General features: G+C 63.9%; 20 protein-coding genes. 6 read left to right on the forward strand and 14 right to left on the reverse strand.

Annotated features, from left to right (window positions below; genetic code table 11):
* Positions 1-99: 99 nt before the first annotated feature.
* Together rsmD and LHL23_RS04610 are read right to left on the reverse strand one after the other, a co-directional pair.
* Entirely contained in the window at positions 100-660 is a 561-nt protein-coding gene (rsmD, locus tag LHL23_RS04605; protein WP_226428974.1) for a 16S rRNA (guanine(966)-N(2))-methyltransferase RsmD, read from the reverse strand.
* Positions 657-1,868, reverse strand: coding sequence for an NAD(P)/FAD-dependent oxidoreductase (locus tag LHL23_RS04610; RefSeq protein WP_226428975.1), 1,212 nt, complete (start codon positions 1,866-1,868; stop codon positions 657-659). Before LHL23_RS04610 ends, rsmD begins: the two co-directional genes overlap by 4 nt.
* A gap of 95 nt (positions 1,869-1,963) precedes the next feature.
* Here LHL23_RS04610 and LHL23_RS04615 point away from each other — a divergent pair, with 95 nt between their 5' ends.
* Positions 1,964-2,452: a peroxiredoxin gene (locus LHL23_RS04615; RefSeq protein ID WP_226428976.1), complete on the forward strand. Its 489-nt coding sequence runs from the start codon at positions 1,964-1,966 to the stop codon at positions 2,450-2,452.
* Positions 2,453-2,599: 147 nt separating this feature from the next.
* Here the strand turns inward: LHL23_RS04615 and LHL23_RS04620 are convergent, their stop codons facing one another.
* The 6 genes from LHL23_RS04620 to LHL23_RS04645 all read right to left on the reverse strand — a co-directional run bounded on the left by LHL23_RS04620 (position 2,600) and on the right by LHL23_RS04645 (position 8,551).
* Positions 2,600-2,908 (reverse strand): 4a-hydroxytetrahydrobiopterin dehydratase, encoded by a 309-nt coding sequence (locus tag LHL23_RS04620; RefSeq protein WP_222479072.1) that lies wholly within the window; start codon positions 2,906-2,908, stop codon positions 2,600-2,602.
* The gene (locus LHL23_RS04625) at positions 2,905-4,092 is read right to left on the reverse strand and encodes a GNAT family N-acetyltransferase (protein ID WP_226428977.1); all 1,188 of its coding nucleotides are present in this window, start codon (positions 4,090-4,092) and stop codon (positions 2,905-2,907) included. Before LHL23_RS04625 ends, LHL23_RS04620 begins: the two co-directional genes overlap by 4 nt.
* Positions 4,093-4,140: 48 nt before the next feature.
* On the reverse strand, positions 4,141-4,914 hold the full coding sequence (locus LHL23_RS04630; RefSeq protein WP_226428978.1) for a glycerophosphodiester phosphodiesterase family protein: 774 nt from the start codon (positions 4,912-4,914) through the stop codon (positions 4,141-4,143).
* The gene (locus tag LHL23_RS04635; RefSeq protein WP_222479067.1) at positions 4,911-5,369 is read right to left on the reverse strand and encodes a RidA family protein; all 459 of its coding nucleotides are present in this window, start codon (positions 5,367-5,369) and stop codon (positions 4,911-4,913) included. Before LHL23_RS04635 ends, LHL23_RS04630 begins: the two co-directional genes overlap by 4 nt.
* A 147-nt stretch (positions 5,370-5,516) precedes the next feature.
* Positions 5,517-6,821 (reverse strand): HlyD family type I secretion periplasmic adaptor subunit, encoded by a 1,305-nt coding sequence (locus LHL23_RS04640; RefSeq protein WP_226428979.1) that lies wholly within the window; start codon positions 6,819-6,821, stop codon positions 5,517-5,519.
* Positions 6,818-8,551 carry a type I secretion system permease/ATPase gene (locus LHL23_RS04645; protein ID WP_226428980.1) on the reverse strand — a complete coding sequence of 578 codons (1,734 nt, stop codon included), beginning with the start codon at positions 8,549-8,551 and terminating at the stop codon, positions 6,818-6,820. Before LHL23_RS04645 ends, LHL23_RS04640 begins: the two co-directional genes overlap by 4 nt.
* Before the next feature lie 162 nt (positions 8,552-8,713).
* Here LHL23_RS04645 and LHL23_RS04650 point away from each other — a divergent pair, with 162 nt between their 5' ends.
* Both LHL23_RS04650 and LHL23_RS04655 read left to right on the forward strand, forming a co-directional pair.
* Entirely contained in the window at positions 8,714-9,475 is a 762-nt protein-coding gene (locus tag LHL23_RS04650; protein ID WP_226428981.1) for an MlaA family lipoprotein, read from the forward strand.
* A 2-nt stretch (positions 9,476-9,477) separates the two neighbouring features.
* On the forward strand, positions 9,478-10,074 hold the full coding sequence (locus LHL23_RS04655; RefSeq protein WP_226428982.1) for an MlaC/ttg2D family ABC transporter substrate-binding protein: 597 nt from the start codon (positions 9,478-9,480) through the stop codon (positions 10,072-10,074).
* A 204-nt stretch (positions 10,075-10,278) separates the two neighbouring features.
* Here the strand turns inward: LHL23_RS04655 and LHL23_RS04660 are convergent, their stop codons facing one another.
* Positions 10,279-12,495 carry a transglycosylase domain-containing protein gene (locus LHL23_RS04660; protein ID WP_226428983.1) on the reverse strand — a complete coding sequence of 739 codons (2,217 nt, stop codon included), beginning with the start codon at positions 12,493-12,495 and terminating at the stop codon, positions 10,279-10,281.
* Between the two features lie 269 nt (positions 12,496-12,764).
* Between LHL23_RS04660 and LHL23_RS04665 the strand changes: the two genes are divergently transcribed.
* Both LHL23_RS04665 and LHL23_RS04670 read left to right on the forward strand, forming a co-directional pair.
* On the forward strand, positions 12,765-13,103 hold the full coding sequence (locus LHL23_RS04665) for a P-II family nitrogen regulator (protein WP_027257453.1): 339 nt from the start codon (positions 12,765-12,767) through the stop codon (positions 13,101-13,103).
* 26 nt (positions 13,104-13,129) lie between these two features.
* The gene (locus tag LHL23_RS04670; RefSeq protein ID WP_222479058.1) at positions 13,130-14,464 is read left to right on the forward strand and encodes an ammonium transporter; all 1,335 of its coding nucleotides are present in this window, start codon (positions 13,130-13,132) and stop codon (positions 14,462-14,464) included.
* Positions 14,465-14,607: 143 nt separating this feature from the next.
* Here the strand turns inward: LHL23_RS04670 and LHL23_RS04675 are convergent, their stop codons facing one another.
* The 3 genes from LHL23_RS04675 to sseA form a co-directional block, all read right to left on the reverse strand.
* Entirely contained in the window at positions 14,608-14,865 is a 258-nt protein-coding gene (locus tag LHL23_RS04675) for a hypothetical protein (protein ID WP_226428984.1), read from the reverse strand.
* Positions 14,866-15,132: 267 nt separating this feature from the next.
* Positions 15,133-16,317 carry an amino acid aminotransferase gene (locus tag LHL23_RS04680; protein ID WP_222479057.1) on the reverse strand — a complete coding sequence of 395 codons (1,185 nt, stop codon included), beginning with the start codon at positions 16,315-16,317 and terminating at the stop codon, positions 15,133-15,135.
* The gene (gene sseA / locus LHL23_RS04685; protein WP_226428985.1) at positions 16,317-17,171 is read right to left on the reverse strand and encodes a 3-mercaptopyruvate sulfurtransferase; all 855 of its coding nucleotides are present in this window, start codon (positions 17,169-17,171) and stop codon (positions 16,317-16,319) included. The genes LHL23_RS04680 and sseA overlap by 1 nt, the downstream gene beginning before the upstream one ends.
* A gap of 369 nt (positions 17,172-17,540) precedes the next feature.
* On the opposite strand from sseA, the gene LHL23_RS04690 reads away from it, so the two are divergent.
* The gene (locus LHL23_RS04690) at positions 17,541-18,566 is read left to right on the forward strand and encodes a leucine-rich repeat domain-containing protein (RefSeq protein ID WP_226428986.1); all 1,026 of its coding nucleotides are present in this window, start codon (positions 17,541-17,543) and stop codon (positions 18,564-18,566) included.
* Positions 18,567-18,568: 2 nt separating this feature from the next.
* On the opposite strand, the gene smpB is transcribed toward LHL23_RS04690, so the two are convergent.
* Together smpB and LHL23_RS04700 are read right to left on the reverse strand one after the other, a co-directional pair.
* Positions 18,569-19,051: an SsrA-binding protein SmpB gene (gene smpB, locus LHL23_RS04695; protein ID WP_222479055.1), complete on the reverse strand. Its 483-nt coding sequence runs from the start codon at positions 19,049-19,051 to the stop codon at positions 18,569-18,571.
* Between the two features lie 45 nt (positions 19,052-19,096).
* Entirely contained in the window at positions 19,097-19,951 is an 855-nt protein-coding gene (locus LHL23_RS04700) for a DMT family transporter (protein ID WP_226428987.1), read from the reverse strand.
* Between the last annotated feature and the right edge of the window lie 28 nt (positions 19,952-19,979).

Consider the following 19,979-nt stretch of genomic DNA (forward strand, 5'->3'; position numbering starts at 1 on the left):
GACAGGGCTTGCGCCGCGCCGGCGAACGTCCTGTCCTGTAGTAAAGCAGCGCCGGCAATGCGGCAAACCGGTGCTGAGCAATCCGCCGCCAGACCTGTTTCAGCCTGAAACATCCCTCCACATCAAGGTGATGTGCGTATCGCCGTACTTGCGGCTGTTATGCAGCTCAAACCCCTCCGGCGCAGCCATCGGAGTGTTTTCCTCCCAGACCACCAACGCGTCATCCGCCACCCAGCCGCCTGCCGCGGCTGCCGCCAGCGCCTTCTCTCCCAACCCCTTGCCGTAAGGCGGATCAAGAAAGATCAGATCATATGGCGCATCCGGGTTCTGTCCCAGCTTCAGCGCATCGCGCCGCGCGAGCGTGCAGCGGTCCTCTGCCCGGCAGATGGCGATGTTCTTGCGGATCAGGCCGGTGGATACACGGCCGTCATCGACGAACACCGCTTCCGCCGCACCGCGCGACAGCGCCTCCAGCCCCAGCGCGCCGGTGCCTGCGAACAGGTCCAGCACCCGGGCGCCGGGAATGGCGCCGGTGTGCATCAGCACATTGAACAGGCTTTCACGCACCCGGTCGGTGGTGGGGCGCAGATGGGCGCCCGCATCCCCCTTGCCCACCGCGGCCAAGGCCCGGCCGCGGAAGTCTCCGGCGATGATCCTCACGCCTTCAAAAGCGGCTTCAGGTCCGCGGCGGGATCACCGGCAACCGCCTTGTCAGCGGTTTTACCTGCATCGATCAGCCGCTTGGCCACCATATAGGCGCGCGGGTCGTTCATCGCGTCCACTGCCACCAGCTGGTCGCCCTTGTAGTACCAGAAAGAGACCTGGCTCCCCTCGCCCTGACGGGTGACCACATTGTCGTAACCAGTGTTCAGGCCCGCAATCTGCAGTTTGACATCGTATTGATCCGACCAGAACCAGGGCGTTGCGATATAGTCCTTGTCCGCACCCAGCATGTTCTGCGCCACGACTTCCGCCTGATCGATGGCATTGGGCACGCTTTCCAGCCGGATCCGGTTGCCCTGGAACGGGAAGGAGGCGCAATCTCCCGCCGCCCAGATAGACGGATCGGAGGTGCAGCCCTTGGCGTCCACCTTGATACCGTTTTCCAGTTCCAGACCGGCCATCTCCGCCAGCTGCGACGAGGGCGTGATGCCAACGCCAACCACGACAAAATCCACGTCCAGAACTTCACCGCCGCTCAGAATGGCGCGGGTGACCTTGCCGCCCTCGCCTTCCAGCCGCTCCAGGCCGACACCTTCGCGGATGTCCACGCCGTGACCGGTGTGCAGATTGCGGAAGAAATCCGAGGTCTCCGGCGCTGCAACCCGCTGCAGAATGCGGTCGGCCATCTCGACCAGCGTCACCTGCACGCCGCGTTTGGCGCAGACTGCTGCCGCTTCCAGCCCGATGTAGCCGCCGCCCACGATCAAGGCGCGTTTGCCCTCTGTCACGTTGGGCGCCATCGCGTCCACATCACTCAGGCCGCGCACCACGTAAACGCCTTCCAGGTCGCCGCCGATCGCCGCCGGCAGGCGGCGCGGGTCGGAACCGGTGGTCAGCGCCAGCTGGTCGTAGGAAATCACCTCATTCCCCAGCGATACCGTCTTGGCCGCCGTATCAATCCCGGTGACACGCTGGCCCAGTTTCAGAGTGATGTTGTTTTCCGAATAGAAGCTCTCAGGCCGCAGGAACAGCCGCTCCAGCTCCATCTCTCCCAGCAGGTAAGCCTTGGACAAAGGCGGGCGCTGATAGGGCAGCACCTCTTCCGCGCCGATCAGGGTTATCTCCCCGTCAAACCCGTCTTTGCGCAGTTTTGCCACCAGCGAGGACCCAGCCTGCCCCGCTCCAATCACGACGATGTGGGACATCTCCCCTTGCCTCCCGCAATAGTTCCCGTCACGCTTTCACCGGACCCTATATACCCGGGGCCCCAAAACGCAATCAGGAGAAAGAGGAACGTGCGATGATTTCTGTTGGAGACCAACTGCCGGACGCGACACTGACACGGATTGGCGAGAACGGCCCTGAACAGGTGCAGCTGGCGGACAAGCTGAAGGGGCGGAAGGTTGTGCTGTTCGCGGTGCCCGGCGCCTTCACCAGCACCTGCCATTCCGCCCATGTGCCCAGCTTCATTCGCACCAAGGACCAATTCGCCGCCAAGGGCGTCGATGAAATCATCTGCCTGGCCGGCAACGACCCCTTTGTCATGTCGATCTGGGGCGACAACACCGGCGCCACCGAGGCCGGGATCACTATGCTGTCGGATGCCGAATGCACCTTTACCGAGGCGATCGGCATGCGCCTGGACGCCCCAGCCGCAGGCCTGATCGGCCGCTCGCTGCGCTATGCGATGCTGGTAGAAGACGGCGAGGTGAAGATCCTCAACAAGGAGGAAAACCCCGGCCAGTGCGAACTGTCGGCCGGCGAGGGCCTGCTGGATTCCATGGGGTGAATAAGAAAGCATGGCAGCCGCCGAAACCGGCGGCCGCCTTCTCAACCTCTTCATATTTCGTGAAAAATAGGTCAGCACCGCTGCCGGAATATTTCACACGCGAAATATTCGGACAGAACCGCTGACCCATCGCGCGGGCCGCAAAGGTCAGTCCTGCGGCTCGCCGTACAGGCCGTCCATCTTGCGCGCCAGCTTTGCGTCCTGTGAACTGATCCCGTCCACGTCATGGGTGGTCAGCACCACCGTCACCCTGTTGTAGACATTGCTCCATTCGGGATGGTGGTTCCATTTCTCGGCCCAGATCGCGGCGCGGGTCATCCAGCCAAAGGCATCGGCGAAGTTTTTGAACTTGAAGGTCTTTGTGATGGCATCGCGGCCCTCCGCCATTTCCCAGCCGGTGGCAAAAAGCGGCTCCAGCAGCGGGCCGCGGGTGGCTTCGGAAAGTTTCTCCGTCATTCTTGCTCCTCCACATGGGCTTTGCGGAACGGGCCGTATTCGGTCAGGATTTCGATCTCTTCCTCGGTGGCGGCCCGTTCAGCCTCGAGGAAACGTCCGACGGCCCCGGCGAACCCGGGATCGCCGATCCAGTGCAGGCTATGGGTCTGGCATGGCATGTAGCCGCGCGCAAGCTTGTGTTCACCCTGTGCGCCAGCCTCCGCCCGGTCAAGCCCCAGGGCAATGGCCAGCTCTATGGCCTGATAATAGCACAGCTCAAAGTGCAGGCAGGGGTGCTGTTCGACGCACCCCCAATACCGCCCGTACAGCGTCTTGCGGCCAATGAAATTCAACGCTCCGGCGACATAGCGACCGTTGCGCTCAGCCAGAACCAGCGCGATGTCGTGCGCCATGGTCCGGTGCGCAATGTCAAAGAACTGCCGGGTCAGATAGGGCGATCCCCATTTGCGCGCACCGGTGTCCTGGTAGAACGCCCAGAACGCATCCCAGTGTTCAGGGCGCAGATCATCGCCCTGAAAGACACGGATATCACCGCCGAAACACTGCGCCTGCATCCGCTCCTTGCGGATATTCTTGCGCTTGCGCGACGACAGTGCCCGCATGAAAGCTTCGAAATCGGCATACCCGTCATTCTGCCAATGGAACTGCTGCGTGGTCCGGGACATCAGCCCCATCTCCTCGCCCATCCGGGCCTCGTCCTGGGTGCAGAAGGTTATGTGCAGCGACGACAGGTTGTTGTTTGCTGCCAGCTGCACCGCCCCCTGCAAAAGCGCCGAATGGCCGATGCCGTCATAACCCGGGCGCACCAGAAACCGGCGCCCGGTGGCCGGGGTGAACGGCACCGCGATCTGCAGCTTGGGGTAATAGTGGCCGCCCGCCTGCTCGTAGGCATGCGCCCAGTTATGGTCGAAGATGTATTCGCCCTGACTGTGCCCCTTGGCATAAAGCGGCGCGCAGGCGATCAGGCGGCCCTCCTGATAGGCGGTCAGATACTGCGGCTGCCAGCCGGTGCCCGGCCCGACAGACCCGCTGTCCTCCAGCGCGCTCAGAAACCGGTAGGTGGTGAACGGATCCAGCGGGCGCCCGCCATCGGCCGCCTCCGGGCAGGCACAGGCGTCCCACGCGTCTGCCGTGATCTGCGACAGCGACGCCAGCACCCTGACTTCGATTTGCGCCTGAGACATGCAATTCCTCCGCACCGCTTCAAAGATGTGGGGTGCGGTCCAGCGCGATCAAGATGTTAGCGGCGAAAGGTACCGTTCAAATGTAACATTGTCGGCAAAGGCCCGCGCCGCGGCTTCCTCAGCTGCCGACCTGATAGTCCAGCACAGCACCGGCACGCCTGCGCTGCGCAGCGCCTGCACCCGCGGCCGGGCCAGGTCCCCGGCCTCATGGCTGATGAAGCTGGAACCGCTGCGCTCAAAGTCCGGAATGCCGCGCAGGTCATCGCAGACGGCCTTGGGCAGCTCCGCCCATTCCGACGGGTCATAGGCGCTGGTGGTGATGCCCCGCGCAATTTCCGGCGCCTGCTGCGCCAGTTCCGCGACCGAGTTCGGATTGAAGGACATCAGCGCCACCGGGCCGCTGTAGCCTTTCAGCGCCTCTGCCGTTGCGCGTTCCAGCGCGCCGTCGGTAACGCCCATTTCGCCCTGCTGATCCTTCAGTTCGATCAGCAGCGGCACCTGGCCGTCCACCAGCTCCAGCACCTCCGCCAGGTCCGGAACGCCCTCGCCGTCACCGCCCTTCAGCGGGATGGCGCGCAGTTCCTCGCGGGTCCGGGCGCGGACCGGCCCGGTGCCTTCGGCGAGCCGGTCCAGATGATAATCGTGAAAGACCATGGCGCAGCCGTCCTGGGACAGCTGCAGGTCGATCTCGATCCCGTAGCCCGCCGCCAAGGCCGCCCTGATGGCAGCAAGGCTGTTCTCCGGGCGCCCGTCCGCAACATCATGCAGCGCGCGGTGGGCCAGCGGGACAGTCAGAAAGGCGGCAGGCAGGGACGGCGTCATTTGATCTGGAATACGCCGTCGATTTCCACTGCAACGCCCAGCGGCAGCGAGGGCGAGCTTACGGCAGAACGCGCATGGCGCCCGATGTCGCCCAGCGCTTCGACCAGGAAGTCGGAGGCGCCGTTCACCACCTGCGGCTGCTGGGTGAAATCAGCGGTCGAATTGACAAAGGCGCCCAGTTTCACGACGCGGACCAGGCGGTCCAGATCGCCGCCGCAAGCGGCCTTCAGCTGTGCCAGCAGTGCAATCGCGCAGCGTTTGGCAGCAGCCTGACCTGCGTCGACATCCATATCCGCCCCCAAAGTGCCAGTGATCAGCCCGTTCTCGTCCGCCGAAATCTGGCCGGAGATATAGACCATGTCGCCTGCCACAACATAGGGCACATAATTCGCCGCCGGTGCCGGCGCGTCGGGCAGGGTCACACCCAGCTCTTTCAGTTTTGCTTCGATGCTCATGGCGCATTCCTCCGAGTCTTTGCTGGCCGGGACGCTACCCGGAGCGGCAGATTTCGGAAAGAGAAAATGCGAAGCCTGGGCACGCCTTTCCGCCCTTGGGCTCCGCAGTTTGCCCAAGGCTGTTTTCCGGCAAGGAAAACAGCCCCCTTAGCTTTCGCGGAAAGCCTTGTTGAAATAGTCCGCCAGCGGCTTGACCAGATAAGCCAGCGGAGAACGGTCGGCGGTGCGGATATAGCTTTCCACCGGCATCCCCGGAATCAGCACCGTGCCTTCGGGCAGCCGGCCCTGCTCTCCGGGATTGAGCTCGATCTCGGCCCGGTAATAAGAAATCCCGCTGCCCTCATCCTCAAACGCATCTGCCGAGACCTGGGTCACATGGCCGAACAGTTCCGGCGTGCTGCGCTGATCCAGTGCTGAAAAGCGAACGGTTACTTCCTGCCCCGTGAAAAGCTGATCAATATCCGTTGGCGCCACCTGCGCGGCAATCACCAGCGGCCGGTCCTGCGGCACCAGATACAGCACCGGGTCGGCCGGCCGGATCACTGAGCGCGGCGTCTGCACCTGCAACCCGTAGACGACACCGGAAACCGGCGCGGTAATATCAAGCCGCGCCAGCCGCTGCCGCAGCGAGCGGCGGGTCTCGGCCAGTTCCAGCTCCTGGTAGCGCAAGTCGCGCAGCCGCGTGATCGCCTCCTCACGCTGGCCGGTGCCGAGTTTCAGGATCTCGATGTCGATCTCGGTGATGCGGCCCTCAGCCTGCGCTTCCGCGGCCACCAGTTCCCCAAGCTGGCCATCCAGACTGGCTTGCGTGCGGCGCAGATTCAGCACCGTTGCCGCCTGCGCCAGGCCGCGGTCCAGGAGCGACTGCTGGTTGCCCAGTTCTTCGCCGATCAGTTCCAGCTGCACTTTCAGGGACTTCTGCTGCGCCTGGATGCCGCGGATTTGCTCCTCGATCTGAACCCGGCGCTTCTCCAGCTGCTCAATCTCGCGCTCGGTGGTTTCCTTGCGGGCCTGGAACAGGCGGCGCTGGCCCTGCACCAAGTCCTTGACCTCCGGCTGGGTTTCAGTCGCTTCCAGCAGTTCCGGCTCAAAGGTGATTTCCACCGCTTCGTCCCGTTCCGCTTCCAGCCGGCCGCGCCGCGCCATCATCTCGAACAGCTGGCCTTCGGTGATCACCAATTGCGAAGTCAGCTCATTGGCGTCCAGCCTGATCAGAGTCGCGCCCTCCGCCACCGTGTCGCCCTCATCCACCAGGATTTCGTCAACAATGCCGCCGTCCAGATGCTGCACCACCTGGCGGTTACGGTCTACTTCGATCCGCCCCGTGGCCACCACCGCGCCGGAAATCGACGACAGCACCGACCAGGTGCCAAAGCCGCCGACCAGCACCGCAAGGGCTATCAGGCCGATGGTCAGTGGCCGCCGTGCAGGCCAGTTGCTTTCCACACTCATCTCACACCTCCTGTGCCAGTGGCCTGGCGGATGTTCTGATGGTTGGCGACCATTTCCTGCAGCACCTTGTCTTTCGGCCCAAAGGCGGTCTGGGTGCCCTTGTCGATCACCAGCAGCATATCGCATTCCTGGATCGCAGCCGGGCGGTGCGCCATGATCAGCACTGACCGCCCTTCCGCCTTGATCTGCTTGATCGCCTTGTTGAGCGCAATCGAGCCTTCGTTGTCGAGGTTGGAGTTCGGTTCATCAAGGATCACGATCACCGGATCGTCAAACAGCGCCCGTGCCAGCCCGACCCGCTGCATCTGGCCGCCCGACAGCCGCCCGCCGGTGGCGTTGACGCGCGTGTCATAGCCTTCGGGCAGTTTCAGGATCATCTCATGCGCGGCGGCCTTGCGGGCAGATGCCACCACCTTTTCCGCATCAGGTGCCTGATTAAGACGTGCGATGTTCTGGGCGATGGTACCGTCGAACACCTGCACCCGCTGCGGCAGGTATCCGATATGGCCGCCCAGCACATCAGGCGCGTACTGGTCCAGCGTCGCGCCATCCAGCCGGACAGAGCCGGCCGCCGGCCGCCAGACACCGGTGAGCGCCCGCGCCAGCGTTGACTTTCCGGACCCCGACGGTCCGATCACCCCGATTGCCTGTCCCGGCTGAACCCGGAAATTCACGTTGCGCAGCAGCGGCGTGGTGCTGCCCGGCGGCACAATGGCCAGCCCCTGCACCTCCAAGAGCGCCTTCGGTTTGGGCAATTCGGTGCGCGCAACTTCCTCCGGCACCTTGTCCAGAAGTTCGGCCAGGCTGTGCCAGCCTTTCAGCGCCCGCTGCACCAGCGCCCATTGGCCCAGCCCCAGCTCAATCGGCGCCAGCGCCCGTCCCATCAGGATGGACCCCGCGATCATCGCCCCCGGCGTGAGTTCGCCCTGAAGAACCAGATAGGCACCCAGGCCGAGCATCGCCGACTGCAGGAACAGCCGCAGCGTCTTGGTCAGCGTGGTGAAGCCGCCGCCAGTGTCATTGGCGGTCACATTTTCGGTCAGCGCCTCATCGCGGGCCCGTTTCCAGCGCTCGAACGAAGCCCCGCGCATGCCCATCGACTGGATCATTTCCGCCTCGTTGCGGATCTCCTCGGACATCAGGCTGGCCTTGTGGCTGGTGATGTTGGCCTTCTGCACCGGCAGCCGGGTGAACACCTGGTTCAGGACCGCAATCAGCACCAGCACCGCACCGCCGCCAAGCGCCAGGAGGCCGAGCCAGGGGTGGAACAGGGCGATGCCCGCCAGGAACACCGGCGTCCAGGGCAGATCGAAGGCCGCAGTCAGAACCGGAGAGGCAATCAGACGCTGCACTGCCTCCAGATCGGAAAGGCCGGTCTGCGCCACCGGGTCCTGCGCCACCGCCGAACGGCGGATCGCCGCGTCAAACACCCGCCGGTCGAGGGCTGATTGAAACCGCGCGCCCACCCGCGCCATGATCCGGCCGCGGGCGTAATCCAGAAGCCCCATCATGCCATAGAGAAACACCACCAGCAGCGACAGCGCCAGAAGCGTCGCTTCCGACCGGCTGCCCAGCACCCGGTCATAAACCTGCAACATGTACAAGGGCCCGGTCAGCATCAGCAGGTTGACGAAGAAGCTGAAAATCCCCGTGAACCAGTACAGGCCGCGGCTCTGCCGCCGCACCTGGCGCAGTTCCTCATAGCCGTTCTTATAAAAGCTTTTATTCATCGTCAGACTGCAATAGTGGTTCGTTGGCTTCAGGTCAGGGCTGGGATTTTACCAGCTGTGGCACAAGCAGGTAAAAAAATGTAATCAGACTGGAAATCGGCTTGAGAACCCATATCTGCTCTCCGACCCGCCTGTTCCAGTACCAATTGGACTATTACCCGAATGCCCTTCATGTTGCGACCGTTTAAATTTTTACCCGCGCTACTGCTGGCGGTTTTCGCCGCAGGCTGCGCCACTCAGGATCCGGTTGCACGCGCTTCTGGCGAAGTCTTTGACCCTTATGAACGGACCAACCGCACCATTCACGCCTTCAACCGCGGTGTCGACCGGATCGCCTTCCGCCCTGCCTCCAAAGGCTATGTGGCGATTGTGCCCGCCCCGATGGTCACCAGCTTCTCGTATTTTGCCGAAAACCTGTCAATGCCGGGGCAGATGGTCAACGCATTGCTGCAAGGCGATCTGAAAACGGCAGGCAACGCGTTTTCGCGCTTTGTGATCAACTCGACTGTGGGCTTTGCCGGGCTTGCCGACCCGGCCAGCGAATTCAAGATCCCGGCGGTCGATACCGATTTCGGCGAAACGCTGCACACATGGGGGGTCGGTGAAGGCGCCTATGTGGAACTGCCCCTGCTCGGCCCGTCCACCAGCCGCGATGCGGTGGGCGTCGCCGTTGACTTCTTCACCAATCCGTTGGGATATGCCCAGCAGAATACAGCCGATAACATCACCATCTACGCCGAGATCGTGCGCCGCATGGGTGATCGTGGCAACTATTCCGACACGATCGACTCGATTCTGTACGAGAGCGCCGACAGCTACGCGCAATCGCGGCTGATCTACCTGCAGAACCGTCGGTTCGAGCTGGGTGACGGCGCAGAAATCCAGGAAATCGACCCGTTCGAACTGAACACGGAAGGATTCTAAACATGGACCGCCGCAAATTCCTCACCGGGCTTGCCGCTGGCGCTGCTGCGCTGGCCGCTGCGCCGCAGGCACTGTGGGCGCTGACCGAGAACAGCGCCAGCACGCTGATCAACAGCCTTGTCGGCGACATCAACCGGGTGATCGCCTCCGGCAAGAACGAAAACGCAATGTTCCGCGACTTCGAGCGGATCTTCCAGCGCTACAGCGACACCTCCTATATCGCAGCCTACGCGCTGGGAGCGGACGGCCGCCGGGCTTCTCCGGCCCAGAAGAAGGCCTTCTCCAAGGCGTTCCAGGGCTACATCTCGCGCAAATACGGCAAACGCTTCCGCGAGTTCATCGGCGGCAAGCTGGAAGTGACCGGCGTTAAGCGGGTGAAGAAGTGGTATGAGGTGAGCACCATTGCCTACCTCAAGGGCCAGTCGCCGTTCGAAGTGACTTTCCTGGTCTCCGACCGCTCCGGCCGGGACCTGTTCTTCAACATGTTCATTGAGGGTGTGAACCTGCTGCTGACCGAGCGCACCGAGATCGGCGCGATCCTGGACCGCAACAAGGGCGACATCAACGCGCTGATCGCTGAGCTGGAGCGGCTGAGCTGAACAGATCCTTCAAGGCATGATCCGGAAAGGCTTCCTTCGGGAAGCCTTTTTTGTTTGACCGCCCCTCCGGCCTTTGCAGCCCGGACACGCGTGCTCCCGCCCGTCGCAGCAGCATGGCCAATGCTGCGCTCCCGTTGGGCCAGGCGCCCTGCCTGCCCGGCAGGGCGCGCGCCGCACCGCCTGGCGCTGCGGGCAAGAGGCCTGTCAGTTGCCCAGAATGTCGCGCAGGATATTGTCCACCGCGCGGCCCAGCTCCTTGCCGAGCTGCGGCCCCTGGCGGCGGCGGCGTTCGCGGCGGGTCTGCTGCGGCGGCGGTGCGATCGGTGCGGGCTCCAGCATCGGCAGCGGCTTCGGCTCCAGCCCGTCATGCACCCGCACCATGGTTTCGCGCCAGATCTCGGCGGGCAGGCCGCCGCCGGTCACGCCGGAGAGCGGCGTGTTGTCGTCATAGCCCATCCAGACACCCGCAACGTAATCGGCGGTGAAGCCGATGAACCAGGCATCCTTGGCGGCCGAAGTGGTGCCGGATTTGCCAGCCGCCTGCCAGCCCGGGATCTGCGCCCGCTGGCCGGTGCCGCCGGCAATCACCTTCTCCATCATCCAGACCAGCTGCTGCGCTGCTTCTGTGCGGATCACCCGCTCGCCGATGCCGCCGCTGGCGCCCATCAGCGCCTCGTTGTCCTCCACCAGCTTCAGCTCGGTCACCCCGTAAGGCGTCACCGACGAGCCGCCGTTGAGGATGCCGGCATAGGCGCCGGTCATTTCCAGAAGCGAGCTCTCGGACGCGCCCAGCGCCAGCGCCGGACCGGCAGCCAGGTCGCTGTCGATGCCGAAATCCCGGGCCACGCGGCTCACCTTGTCGCGCCCGACCGCCTCCGAAATCTTCACCGCCGGGACGTTCAGCGAATCCCTGAGCGCCCGCGCCAAGGTCACCTCGCCATAGAACTTGCGGGTGTAGTTGTCGGGGCACCACTGGCCAGAGCCGGGAATGTTCAGGCAGTATTTCGCATCCAGCACCCGGTCATAGGGCGAGTAGCCCAGTTCCAGCGCGGTGGCATAGACAAACGGTTTGAAGGCCGACCCGGTCTGCCGCTTGGCCTGGGTGGCGCGGTTGAACACACCGGAGACGCGGGTTTTACGCCCGCCCACCATGGCGCGCACAGCGCCGTCTGCGCTCATCACCACAATCGCCGCCTGCGCCTTGGACCCCTCGCGGACCTTGTTCTCGAACACGTACTTCAGCGCGTCTTCCGCAGCGGCCTGCAGCCGCTGGTCCATGGTCGAGCGGATCACCACATCCTCAGTGGTCTGGTCGCCCAGGAAGTCCGGAATGCTGTCCATCACCCAGTCGGCGAAGTAGCCGCCCGCCCGCGCGGCCGCAGCCTCGCTCAGCTCTGCCGGGTTGTCCTGGTATTTCTGCATCTCCGCCGTGGTCAGGTAGCCCTGTTCCTGCATCAGCCGCAGCACGGTGGCGGCCCGGTCTTGCGAGCGTTGCAGATTGTTGGTGGGCGCCAGCGTCGAGGGCGCGGTCAGCAGACCCGCCAGCATTGCGCCCTCTGCCGGGTTCAGCTGGTTTGCGGACTTGCCGAAATACCGCTGCGCTGCGGCCTCCGCCCCATAGGCGCCGCCGCCCATATAGGCGCGGTTCATGTAGATCGAGAGGATTTCGTCCTTGGTGTATTTGGCTTCCATCGCCAGGGCAAAGATCGCCTCGGTTCCCTTGCGCCAGAGCGAACCCTTGCGGCAGTCGGCCTCATAGGCGCTTTCGCTCTTCCACTCAGCCGGGTCATAGATCTTGCCGAGGCACAGCAGTTTTGCCGCCTGCTGGGTGATGGTGGAACCGCCGTGGCCCGACAGCGGCCCGCGCCCTTCGCTCAGGTTGATGCGCACGGCGCTGGCGATACCGCGCGGCGACAGTCCGAGGTGGCGGTAGAACCGCTTGTCTTCGGTCGCCACAATCGCGTTTTTCAGATGCGGCGAGACCGTGTCCGCCGTCACCACGCCGCCGAACTGGTCGCCGCGCCAGGCAAAGACCTCGCCCTCGCGGTCCAGAATGGTGACAGAGCCGCGGGCGCGGCCGTCCAGATAGGCGGAAACCTCCGGCAGCCGGGCATATTGGAAAGCCACGGCCAGGCCCGCCAGCGCACAGGCCACCATGCCGACACGCCAGGTAAAGCCCCAGACCAGCCGGAAGGCAAAGGCAAACGGCGCCAGCAGCCAGCCGATGAGGCCGCGTTTTTTCGCTGCAGGCCTGGCGCGCGTCTTCTTGCGGGTGAACAGCCGCCCCAGCAGACCGGGCTTCTTTGCCTTGCGCGCGGGCTTCTTGCGCGCAGGCTTCTTGGCAGCAGAGGCCTTGCCCTTGCCGCTTGCGGAATAGCGTTTCTCAGCCACCAAAGGCTTGCGCCCGGATCCTTGTGCCATCGTCTGTTCCTGCCCGGTTTGCCCGTTATCCGGCGACAATACCCTGACCGCGCCGGATTGTAGAGGGGGCAGAATCCGGACCTTTCCCCTTTTCCAGATGGCCGGTTTTTAAGCGAACCCGGCGAAAGGCGCAAAATTATTGTGCGCTCGCAGAAAGACGCGCGGAAACTTGCTGCCCTTGGCTTTGCACGACTCGGAGCGCCGGTTTTGCTGCAGGTGCGAAATGCATCGGCATGGGGCCGGCGTAAGCAAATGCAGGGGATGCTGCGATGAAAATGATCATAGCTGCCATCAAGCCCTTCAAGCTGGACGAGGTCCGCGAAGCGCTGACCGGTCTTGGCGTGAGCGGGCTGATGGTCACTGAAATCAAGGGCTTTGGCGCGCAGGCGGGCCATACCGAAATTTACCGCGGCGCGGAATACGAAGTGAATTTCGTGCCGAAACTGAAGCTGGAGCTGGTGGTCCCCGCCGATCAGGCCGAACAGGCCGTCAGCGCGATTTCCGAAACCGCCCGCACCGGCAAGATCGGCGACGGCAAGATATTCGTCCTGGATGTTGAACAGGCCCTGCGGGTGCGCACCGGCGAAACCAATCTCGAGGCGCTGTGAGCGCGCCCGGCATGGAGGAAAGACTAATGAAGACCCTGAAACTCCCCCTTGCGGCCCTGGCGCTGAGCGCGCTTCCGGGCCTGGCGCTGGCCCAGGACGGCCCGGCGCCGGGCGTGAACCCCGCAACCGACACCGTGTTCATCCTGAACTCGCTGCTGTTCCTGATCGGCGGCTGCCTGGTGTTCTGGATGGCGGCTGGCTTTGCCATGCTCGAGGCCGGCCTGGTGCGCTCCAAGAACGTCACCATGCAGCTCACCAAGAACATGGCGCTGTTTTCACTGGCGGCGCTGTTCTACTGGCTGATTGGCTACAACCTGATGTACCCGCTGGGCAACTGGGCCGTCGACGGCGTCCTGTCCGGTGTCTTTGGCCCCGGCGTGCTGGAGGCGGTGGGGATCACCGCGGAAGGTGCGGATGATTATTCTTATGCCTCCACCGGGTCGGATTTCTTCTTTCAGCTGATGTTCTGCGCCGCCACCGCCTCGATCGTGTCGGGCACCCTGGCGGAACGCATCAAGCTGTGGCCGTTCCTGATCTTCACCATCATCCTGACTGCCGTGATCTATCCGTTCCAGGCCAGCTGGAAATGGGGCGGCGGCTTCCTGGAGGAAATGGGTTTCCTGGATTTCGCAGGCTCTACCGTGGTGCATTCGGTAGGCGGCTGGGCTGCACTGACCGGCGCGCTGATCCTCGGCCCCCGCATCGGCAAGTACAAGGACGGCAAGACCATCCCGATGCCCGGCTCCAACCTGGCGCTGGCCACGCTCGGCACCTTCATCCTGTGGATGGGCTGGTTCGGCTTCAACGGCGGCTCGCAGCTGGCCATGGGCTCGATCGGCGACGTGGCAGACATCAGCCGCATTTTCGCCAACACCAATGCCGCAGCAGCTGGCGGCGCCGTGGCTGCGCTGGTGCTGACCCAGCTTCTGTTCAAGAAACCGGACCTGACCATGATCCTGAACGGCGCGCTGGCCGGCCTGGTGGCAATCACCGCTGAACCGCTGACCCCGGGCCTGGGCCTGTCCACCCTGATCGGTGCCATCGGCGGCGTGATCGTCGTGTTTGCGGTGCCGATGCTGGACAAGCTGCGCATCGACGATGTGGTCGGCGCCATCCCGGTGCACCTTTTCTGCGGCATCTGGGGCACCGTTGCGGTGGTGCTGTCGAACCCCGATGCCACCCTGCTGAAGCAGCTGACCGGCATCGCTGTGGTGGGTGTGTTCACCGTTGCAGCCTCTGCCGTCGTGTGGATGGTGCTGCGCGCCACCACCGGCATCCGGGTTGAGGAAGAGGACGAGGTCAACGGGCTGGACATGGCGGAGCTGGGCATGGAAGCCTATCCCGAGTTCTCGCTGAGCTGACCTTCCAGCCTGGAAGCAAAAGCGCGGCGCCTGTTTCAGGCGCCGCGTTTGCGTTCCGGCGGGGCTCCCGCCAGGTGCAGGATCATCAAGAGATGATCCCTCCCTGTTGGGCCGGGCGCCGCTGCCGCGGCGCGGTCCCGGGCTCAACCCTGGGGGACAACAATCACCTTGGGCGCCTTCTGGTCGCGGTAGTCGCGGCGGTCTTCGGCGCGGTCCAGGTGGTCCTCCACCACATCCCAGACGCCGGTGTCGACCGCTTCATCCCGGCGGTTCTCCCGGCGGTCGGCGCGGTTCTCCACCCGGTCGATGACGTCGCCGTTTGCAGCAAAGGCGGGGGCGGCCAGCGGCAGGGCAACGGCGGCGGACAGGATCACGGCGAGGGCGGATTTTGCGAGGGTCATTTCGATCTCCTAGGCTGTGTTGCTATGTGACTTCCGCAAGCACAAACGCGGGGCCTCGGCGCTTCCGTCGACCTATCGAGCATGACCTTGCGTCAAGCGGCATCCCGCACCGCGCGAGCGGTGCCACGCCCAAGCCTGCAAGGATCTTGGCGCAGCCAAGGTGCACAGCAGGCGCGGGAGCCCTGCACTCGCAGTGCCGCAAGCCACCGCGCAAAGAAAAACGCGCCCGCAAGGGGGCGCGTTCCTGGATTTCAAAGTGACAGAGGCTCAGACGCCGGCGTCGACAATCGCCTTGGCCAGCACCGGCACGGTATTTGCGTTGAGGCCCGCGATATTCAGGCGGCTGTCGCCGACCATGTAGATGCCGTTGTCGACCCGCATCTTCTCGACCAGCTCCGGCGTGGTGCCGAGGAGCGAGAACATGCCGCGGTGCTGGGCGATGAAGCTGAACCGGTCGGAGCCGGTCAGGCGCTGCAGCTCATCCGCCAGCTGCTGGCGCAGGCCCAGCATGCCGAGGCGCACCTCTTCCAGCTCTGCCGCCCAGTCGGTGCGCAGGGCATCGTCGTTCAGGATCATGGTCACCAGCCGGGCGCCATGATCCGGCGGAAAGGAGTAGTTCTGCCGGTTCAGGAACGCCAGGGTGCCCTGGTTCAGCGCCTGTGCCGACGCATCGTTGGACACCGCCATCAACAGGCCGGTGCGCTCGCGGTAGATGCCGAAGTTCTTGGAGCAGCTGGCCGCAATCAGCACCTCGGGGCAGCTGGAGGCCACCAGGCGCACGCCCAGCGCGTCTTCTTCCAGACCGTCGCCAAAGCCCTGATAGGCGATGTCGATCATCGGGATCAGGCCGCGCTCATTCAAGAGCGCGATGACCTCTTTCCACTGCACCTCGTTGAGGTTGGCACCGGTCGGGTTGTGGCAGCAGCCGTGCAGCAGCACCACGTCGCCCTTCTGCGCGCCTTTCAGGTCTTCCATCATGCCGTCGAAGTTCACGCCGCGGGTGTCGCGGTCGAAGTAACGGTAGACGACGGTCTCGATGCCGACATAATTCAGGATCGACACATGGTTCGGCCAGGTCGGATCCGACACAAAGACGCGCGCCTTGGGGTTGGCCATCTTGATCAGCTCAAACGCCTGGCGCACTGCACCGGTGCCGCCGGGGGTGGCAGCTGCCGCGATGTTTTCACGCGCAACCGCATCGCCCAGGATCAGCTTGATCATCGCATCCGCATAGGCCGGGTCGCCAGCCAGGCCGACATAGGACTTGCTGGTCTGCTCTTCCCACAGCTTGTGCTCCGCGGCCTTGATGGCGCGCATCACCGGGGTGACGCCCTCGGCGTTCTTGTAGACGCCGACGCCAAGGTCGATCTTGTCCGCGCGCGGGTCGTCGCGGAACATCTGCATCAGCGCCAGGATCTTGTCGGCGGGCTGGGGTTTCAGGGTCTCGAACATTAGTTCTCTCCGGTAGCAACGGGAAGGGTCGGGAAGGCACCCCACTCCACCCAGGACCCGTCATAAAGCGAATGATCGGTCTTGCCGAGACGCTCCAGGGCGAGGCTGAGGATGGCGGCGGTAACGCCCGATCCGCAGGAAGTAATCGCAGGTTTGCTCAGATCGACGCCGGCGGCCTCAAAGGCGGCGCGGATGCCATCGGCGTCCTTCATGGTGCCGTCATCATTCAGCACCTGGCCGAAAGGCACATTGCGGGAGCCGGGAATATGGCCCGCCCGCAGCCCCTCGCGCGGCTCCGGCGCGTCGCCGCGGTATCGCTCGGCGGAGCGGGCATCGATGATTTCGTGGTCGCCCAGCTTGGCGGCGGCAGAGACCTGGGTCACATCGCGCACCATATGGTTCTGCACCCGCACGGTCATATGGCGGTCGCGGATCACCGGCGGCAGGTCCTCTACCGGGTGGCCTTCGGCCTGCCATTTCGGAAAGCCGCCGTCCAGCACCGCGACGTTGGTCTGCCCCATCAGCCGGAACAGCCACCAGACACGGGCCGCCGAGAACAGCCCGGCACCGTCATAGACCACCACCTGGTGGCCGTCGCCGACACCCATGGCGCGCAGCTTGGACATGAATTTTTCAACCGGCGGCACCATATGCGGCAGGTCGGAGCGGTTGTCGGAAATCTCGTCGATATCGAAGAACCGCGCGCCGGGGATATGGGCGGTCTCATACTCCGCCTTGGCGTCGCGCTCCTGCTGCGGCAGATACCATGATGCGTCCAGCACCCGAAGATCCGGGTCCTTCAGATGGGCCGCAAGCCATTCTGTAGAAACGAGTGTCTTCGGATCGTCCAGCATCAAAGCACCTCCCTCACTGTACATGCGCCATGGGTACATCCCGCGGCTGAACGGTGCAAGCTATCCCGTCCCGTTGCCAGCCGATGCGCGCATCATGCGTGCGTTTTACGGAGCAGCAACGCGTGTTTTACGGAGCAGAAACATGTTGCCTGCATTATTCCGGCACATTCCAGAATAGGTAATCGCATGTCCGGTTTACGCATTTTTCTTGCTTTCGTTCTTTTGACCGCCAGGCTGACAGCCCCCCTTCCCGCGCATGCGAGCTGTGTAGAGATCGGGGAAACATGCATAAAAAGCAGCGACTTAAAGGCAAATCTGCGGATAGGCGCCGGTCTGTCCGGTTTACAGGAGCTGATACAGTTTCAGCAATTGACCGAGCTGTCGCTGATGGCGGAACCAGGGTTTGGGGCCCCGGTGGACTTGTCGCCGCTGGCTCAGCTTCCCAAATTGGAGAAACTGGCGCTGGTGGGGCTCACCGTTTCCGATCTGGCGCCTCTCACCCGGCTGCCGGAGCTGACACGGCTGAGCCTTGATTCTGTCCGAACCCGCGATTTCACTCCGCTGGCGCAAATGACCGGGCTGGAGCACCTGTCGGTCTGGGGTATCAGGGAGGTGACTGACCTCTCTCTCCTGCGCGGCTATACGCGCTTGCAAAGCCTGAATATTGCCGGCTCCGGCGTCACCGACCTGAGCCCCTTGGAAGGGATCGAAACGCTAGAGGTTCTCCTGGCTTTCCAAACCGGGATTTCGGATCTGGCACCGCTCGCCGCGGCGAACCTGCGCGTGGTCTGGATTTCAGGATGCCCGGTCCGCAGCCTGGCCCCGCTGGCAGCCTCCGGCAGACTGGAAATGCTGCGCGCCGACGGCAGCCGCCTGCAAAGCCTGGACGGGCTTCAGAACAAGCCGCTCCTTCACACCGTGATCCTGACAGCCAGCCGCGTGGCCGACCTGACCCCCTTGTCGGGCGCAGCCAGCCTCGCCGAACTGAACCTGGCAGACACCCAGGTTCGCGATCTCGCTCCGCTGGCAGGCCTGACGGCGCTTCGCAGACTGGTATTGGACAGGACCCCCGTCGACAGCCTTCAGCCGCTGGCTGGGACCAGCCTGCAGGAACTCTCCGCCGCCGGAACTGCGGTGACCAGCCTGGCACCCGTCCGGCATATGCAGGAGCTCAAGCAACTTGGCATTTCAGGGACAGGCATCCGCGACCTGGAACCGCTCAGAGAACTGAAGAAACTTTCCATCCTAAGAGCCATTGGCCTGCCGCAAGAGAACCTGCGCCCGCTCTTGCAGGCTGAAAACCTCCGGATCCTCTTTGCCGGGCCGGACACCGGTCCGCAAAAGCGGCTGCTGGGGAAGGACCAGATTGCCGGTTACATCGGCGATGCCCCCTAGGGTCAGCGCGCGTCCTTCAGCAGCCGCTGCTTCTGGCGGCCCCAATCGCGCTTGGCCTGGGTCTCGCGCTTGTCGTGCAGCTTCTTGCCCTTGGCGATGCCCAGTTTGATCTTGGCGCGGCCCTTGTGGTTGAAATAGATCACCAGCGGCACCAGGGTCATGCCCTTGCGCTGGGTCAGGTTCCACAGATCCGACAGTTCCTTGCGCGACACCAGCAGCTTGCGGCGGCGGCGCTCCTCGTGTTTGAACACCTTGGCCTGCTCATAGGGCGGGATGTAGGAGTTCACCAGCCACAGCTCGCCATTCTCCACCGCGGCGTAGCTGTCCGCGATATTGGTGCCATTGCCGCGCAGCGCCTTGACCTCGGACCCTTCCAGCACGATGCCGCATTCAATATCGCTTTCGATTGCGTAATCGAAGCGTGCCCGCCGGTTCTCGGCGATCACCTTGTAATTCGGGTCAGATGTCTGCTTCTTCTTGGCCATGGGCGGCAGATGTAAGGCCGGGCGGCGGCGGGCGCAAGATGGCGCTTACGCCTTGCGGCTGCGCAGCAGCGTGAAAACACCACTGCCGACGATCACCGCGCTGCCGATAAGGGTCAGCGCGTCCGGGCGTTCGCCGAACACCAGCACCCCCAGCACCATGGCAAAGACCAGCCGGGTATAGCGGAACGGCGCAATGACGGAGATCTCTCCTGCGCGCATGGCCCCCGACAAAGCATTATAGGCAATCACCCCGATCACCGTGGCGGCGGCAATGTCCAGCCAGTTGCGCGGGGCCGGCCAGACCGCGCCGCCGGTCCAGCCCAGTGCAATGATCCCGGCAACCACCAGCATGGCAAAGCCCAGGAAGCCCAGCTGGTTATTGCTCATATCCTTTGGCGCCGCGCGGGTGGCCAGATCACGGCCCGCAAATCCCAATGTGCCGGCAACGGCAAACAGCGAGGCCGGTTCAAAACCGCTCAAGCCAGGCCGCAGGATCAGCAGAACCCCGGCAAATCCCAGGCCAATCGCCAGCCAACGCCGCCAGCCGACGGTCTCGCCAAAAAACACCACCGCGCCGGCCGCCACCACCAGCGGTGTCGCCTGCAAAATGGCCGAGGCCGAGGACAAGGGCGTCAGCGCAATCGCCAGGGTGAAGCACAGCCGCCCGACAACCTCCGCCAAGGAGCGCCACAGCATCGGGCGCGTGCCAAAGCCCGGGTGCCAGGGGGTATGGCCTTGCGCACGCGCCATCGCGGCGAAGATGATCATGCCGCCGAGACCGAACAGGATCAGGATCTGCCCCACCGGCAGGCTGGCGGTGGCGGATTTGATGAACATGTCCTCCAGCGCAAAGGCCGCCATGGCCAGCACCATCAGAAGGCTTCCGCGCAGCGTGTCCATTCCCGGCTCCAAATCCTGCAAACTCAAT

It is taken from the genome of Leisingera sp. McT4-56 (genome assembly GCF_020514995.1).
In the GTDB taxonomy this organism is placed as follows: Bacteria; Pseudomonadota; Alphaproteobacteria; order Rhodobacterales; family Rhodobacteraceae; genus Leisingera; species Leisingera aquaemixtae_A.

Excerpts from the sequence above, each read along its gene's own strand:
- LHL23_RS04615 (WP_226428976.1), top strand. The coding sequence starts at position 1,964 with ATGATTTCTGTTGGAGACCAACTGCCGGACGCGACACTGACACGGATT.
- LHL23_RS04700 (WP_226428987.1), bottom strand. The coding sequence starts at position 19,951 with ATGGACACGCTGCGCGGAAGCCTTCTGATGGTGCTGGCCATGGCGGCC.
- LHL23_RS04650 (WP_226428981.1), top strand. The coding sequence starts at position 8,714 with ATGCCCTTCATGTTGCGACCGTTTAAATTTTTACCCGCGCTACTGCTG.
- LHL23_RS04645 (WP_226428980.1), bottom strand. The coding sequence starts at position 8,551 with ATGAATAAAAGCTTTTATAAGAACGGCTATGAGGAACTGCGCCAGGTG.
- LHL23_RS04660 (WP_226428983.1), bottom strand. The coding sequence starts at position 12,495 with ATGGCACAAGGATCCGGGCGCAAGCCTTTGGTGGCTGAGAAACGCTAT.
- LHL23_RS04655 (WP_226428982.1), top strand. The coding sequence starts at position 9,478 with ATGGACCGCCGCAAATTCCTCACCGGGCTTGCCGCTGGCGCTGCTGCG.
- LHL23_RS04610 (WP_226428975.1), bottom strand. The coding sequence starts at position 1,868 with ATGTCCCACATCGTCGTGATTGGAGCGGGGCAGGCTGGGTCCTCGCTG.
- LHL23_RS04635 (WP_222479067.1), bottom strand. The coding sequence starts at position 5,369 with ATGAGCATCGAAGCAAAACTGAAAGAGCTGGGTGTGACCCTGCCCGAC.
- LHL23_RS04630 (WP_226428978.1), bottom strand. The coding sequence starts at position 4,914 with ATGACGCCGTCCCTGCCTGCCGCCTTTCTGACTGTCCCGCTGGCCCAC.
- LHL23_RS04640 (WP_226428979.1), bottom strand. The coding sequence starts at position 6,821 with ATGAGTGTGGAAAGCAACTGGCCTGCACGGCGGCCACTGACCATCGGC.
- LHL23_RS04675 (WP_226428984.1), bottom strand. The coding sequence starts at position 14,865 with ATGACCCTCGCAAAATCCGCCCTCGCCGTGATCCTGTCCGCCGCCGTT.
- LHL23_RS04680 (WP_222479057.1), bottom strand. The coding sequence starts at position 16,317 with ATGTTCGAGACCCTGAAACCCCAGCCCGCCGACAAGATCCTGGCGCTG.
- LHL23_RS04665 (WP_027257453.1), top strand. The coding sequence starts at position 12,765 with ATGAAAATGATCATAGCTGCCATCAAGCCCTTCAAGCTGGACGAGGTC.
- LHL23_RS04670 (WP_222479058.1), top strand. The coding sequence starts at position 13,130 with ATGAAGACCCTGAAACTCCCCCTTGCGGCCCTGGCGCTGAGCGCGCTT.
- smpB (WP_222479055.1), bottom strand. The coding sequence starts at position 19,051 with ATGGCCAAGAAGAAGCAGACATCTGACCCGAATTACAAGGTGATCGCC.
- LHL23_RS04620 (WP_222479072.1), bottom strand. The coding sequence starts at position 2,908 with ATGACGGAGAAACTTTCCGAAGCCACCCGCGGCCCGCTGCTGGAGCCG.
- LHL23_RS04625 (WP_226428977.1), bottom strand. The coding sequence starts at position 4,092 with ATGTCTCAGGCGCAAATCGAAGTCAGGGTGCTGGCGTCGCTGTCGCAG.
- sseA (WP_226428985.1), bottom strand. The coding sequence starts at position 17,171 with ATGCTGGACGATCCGAAGACACTCGTTTCTACAGAATGGCTTGCGGCC.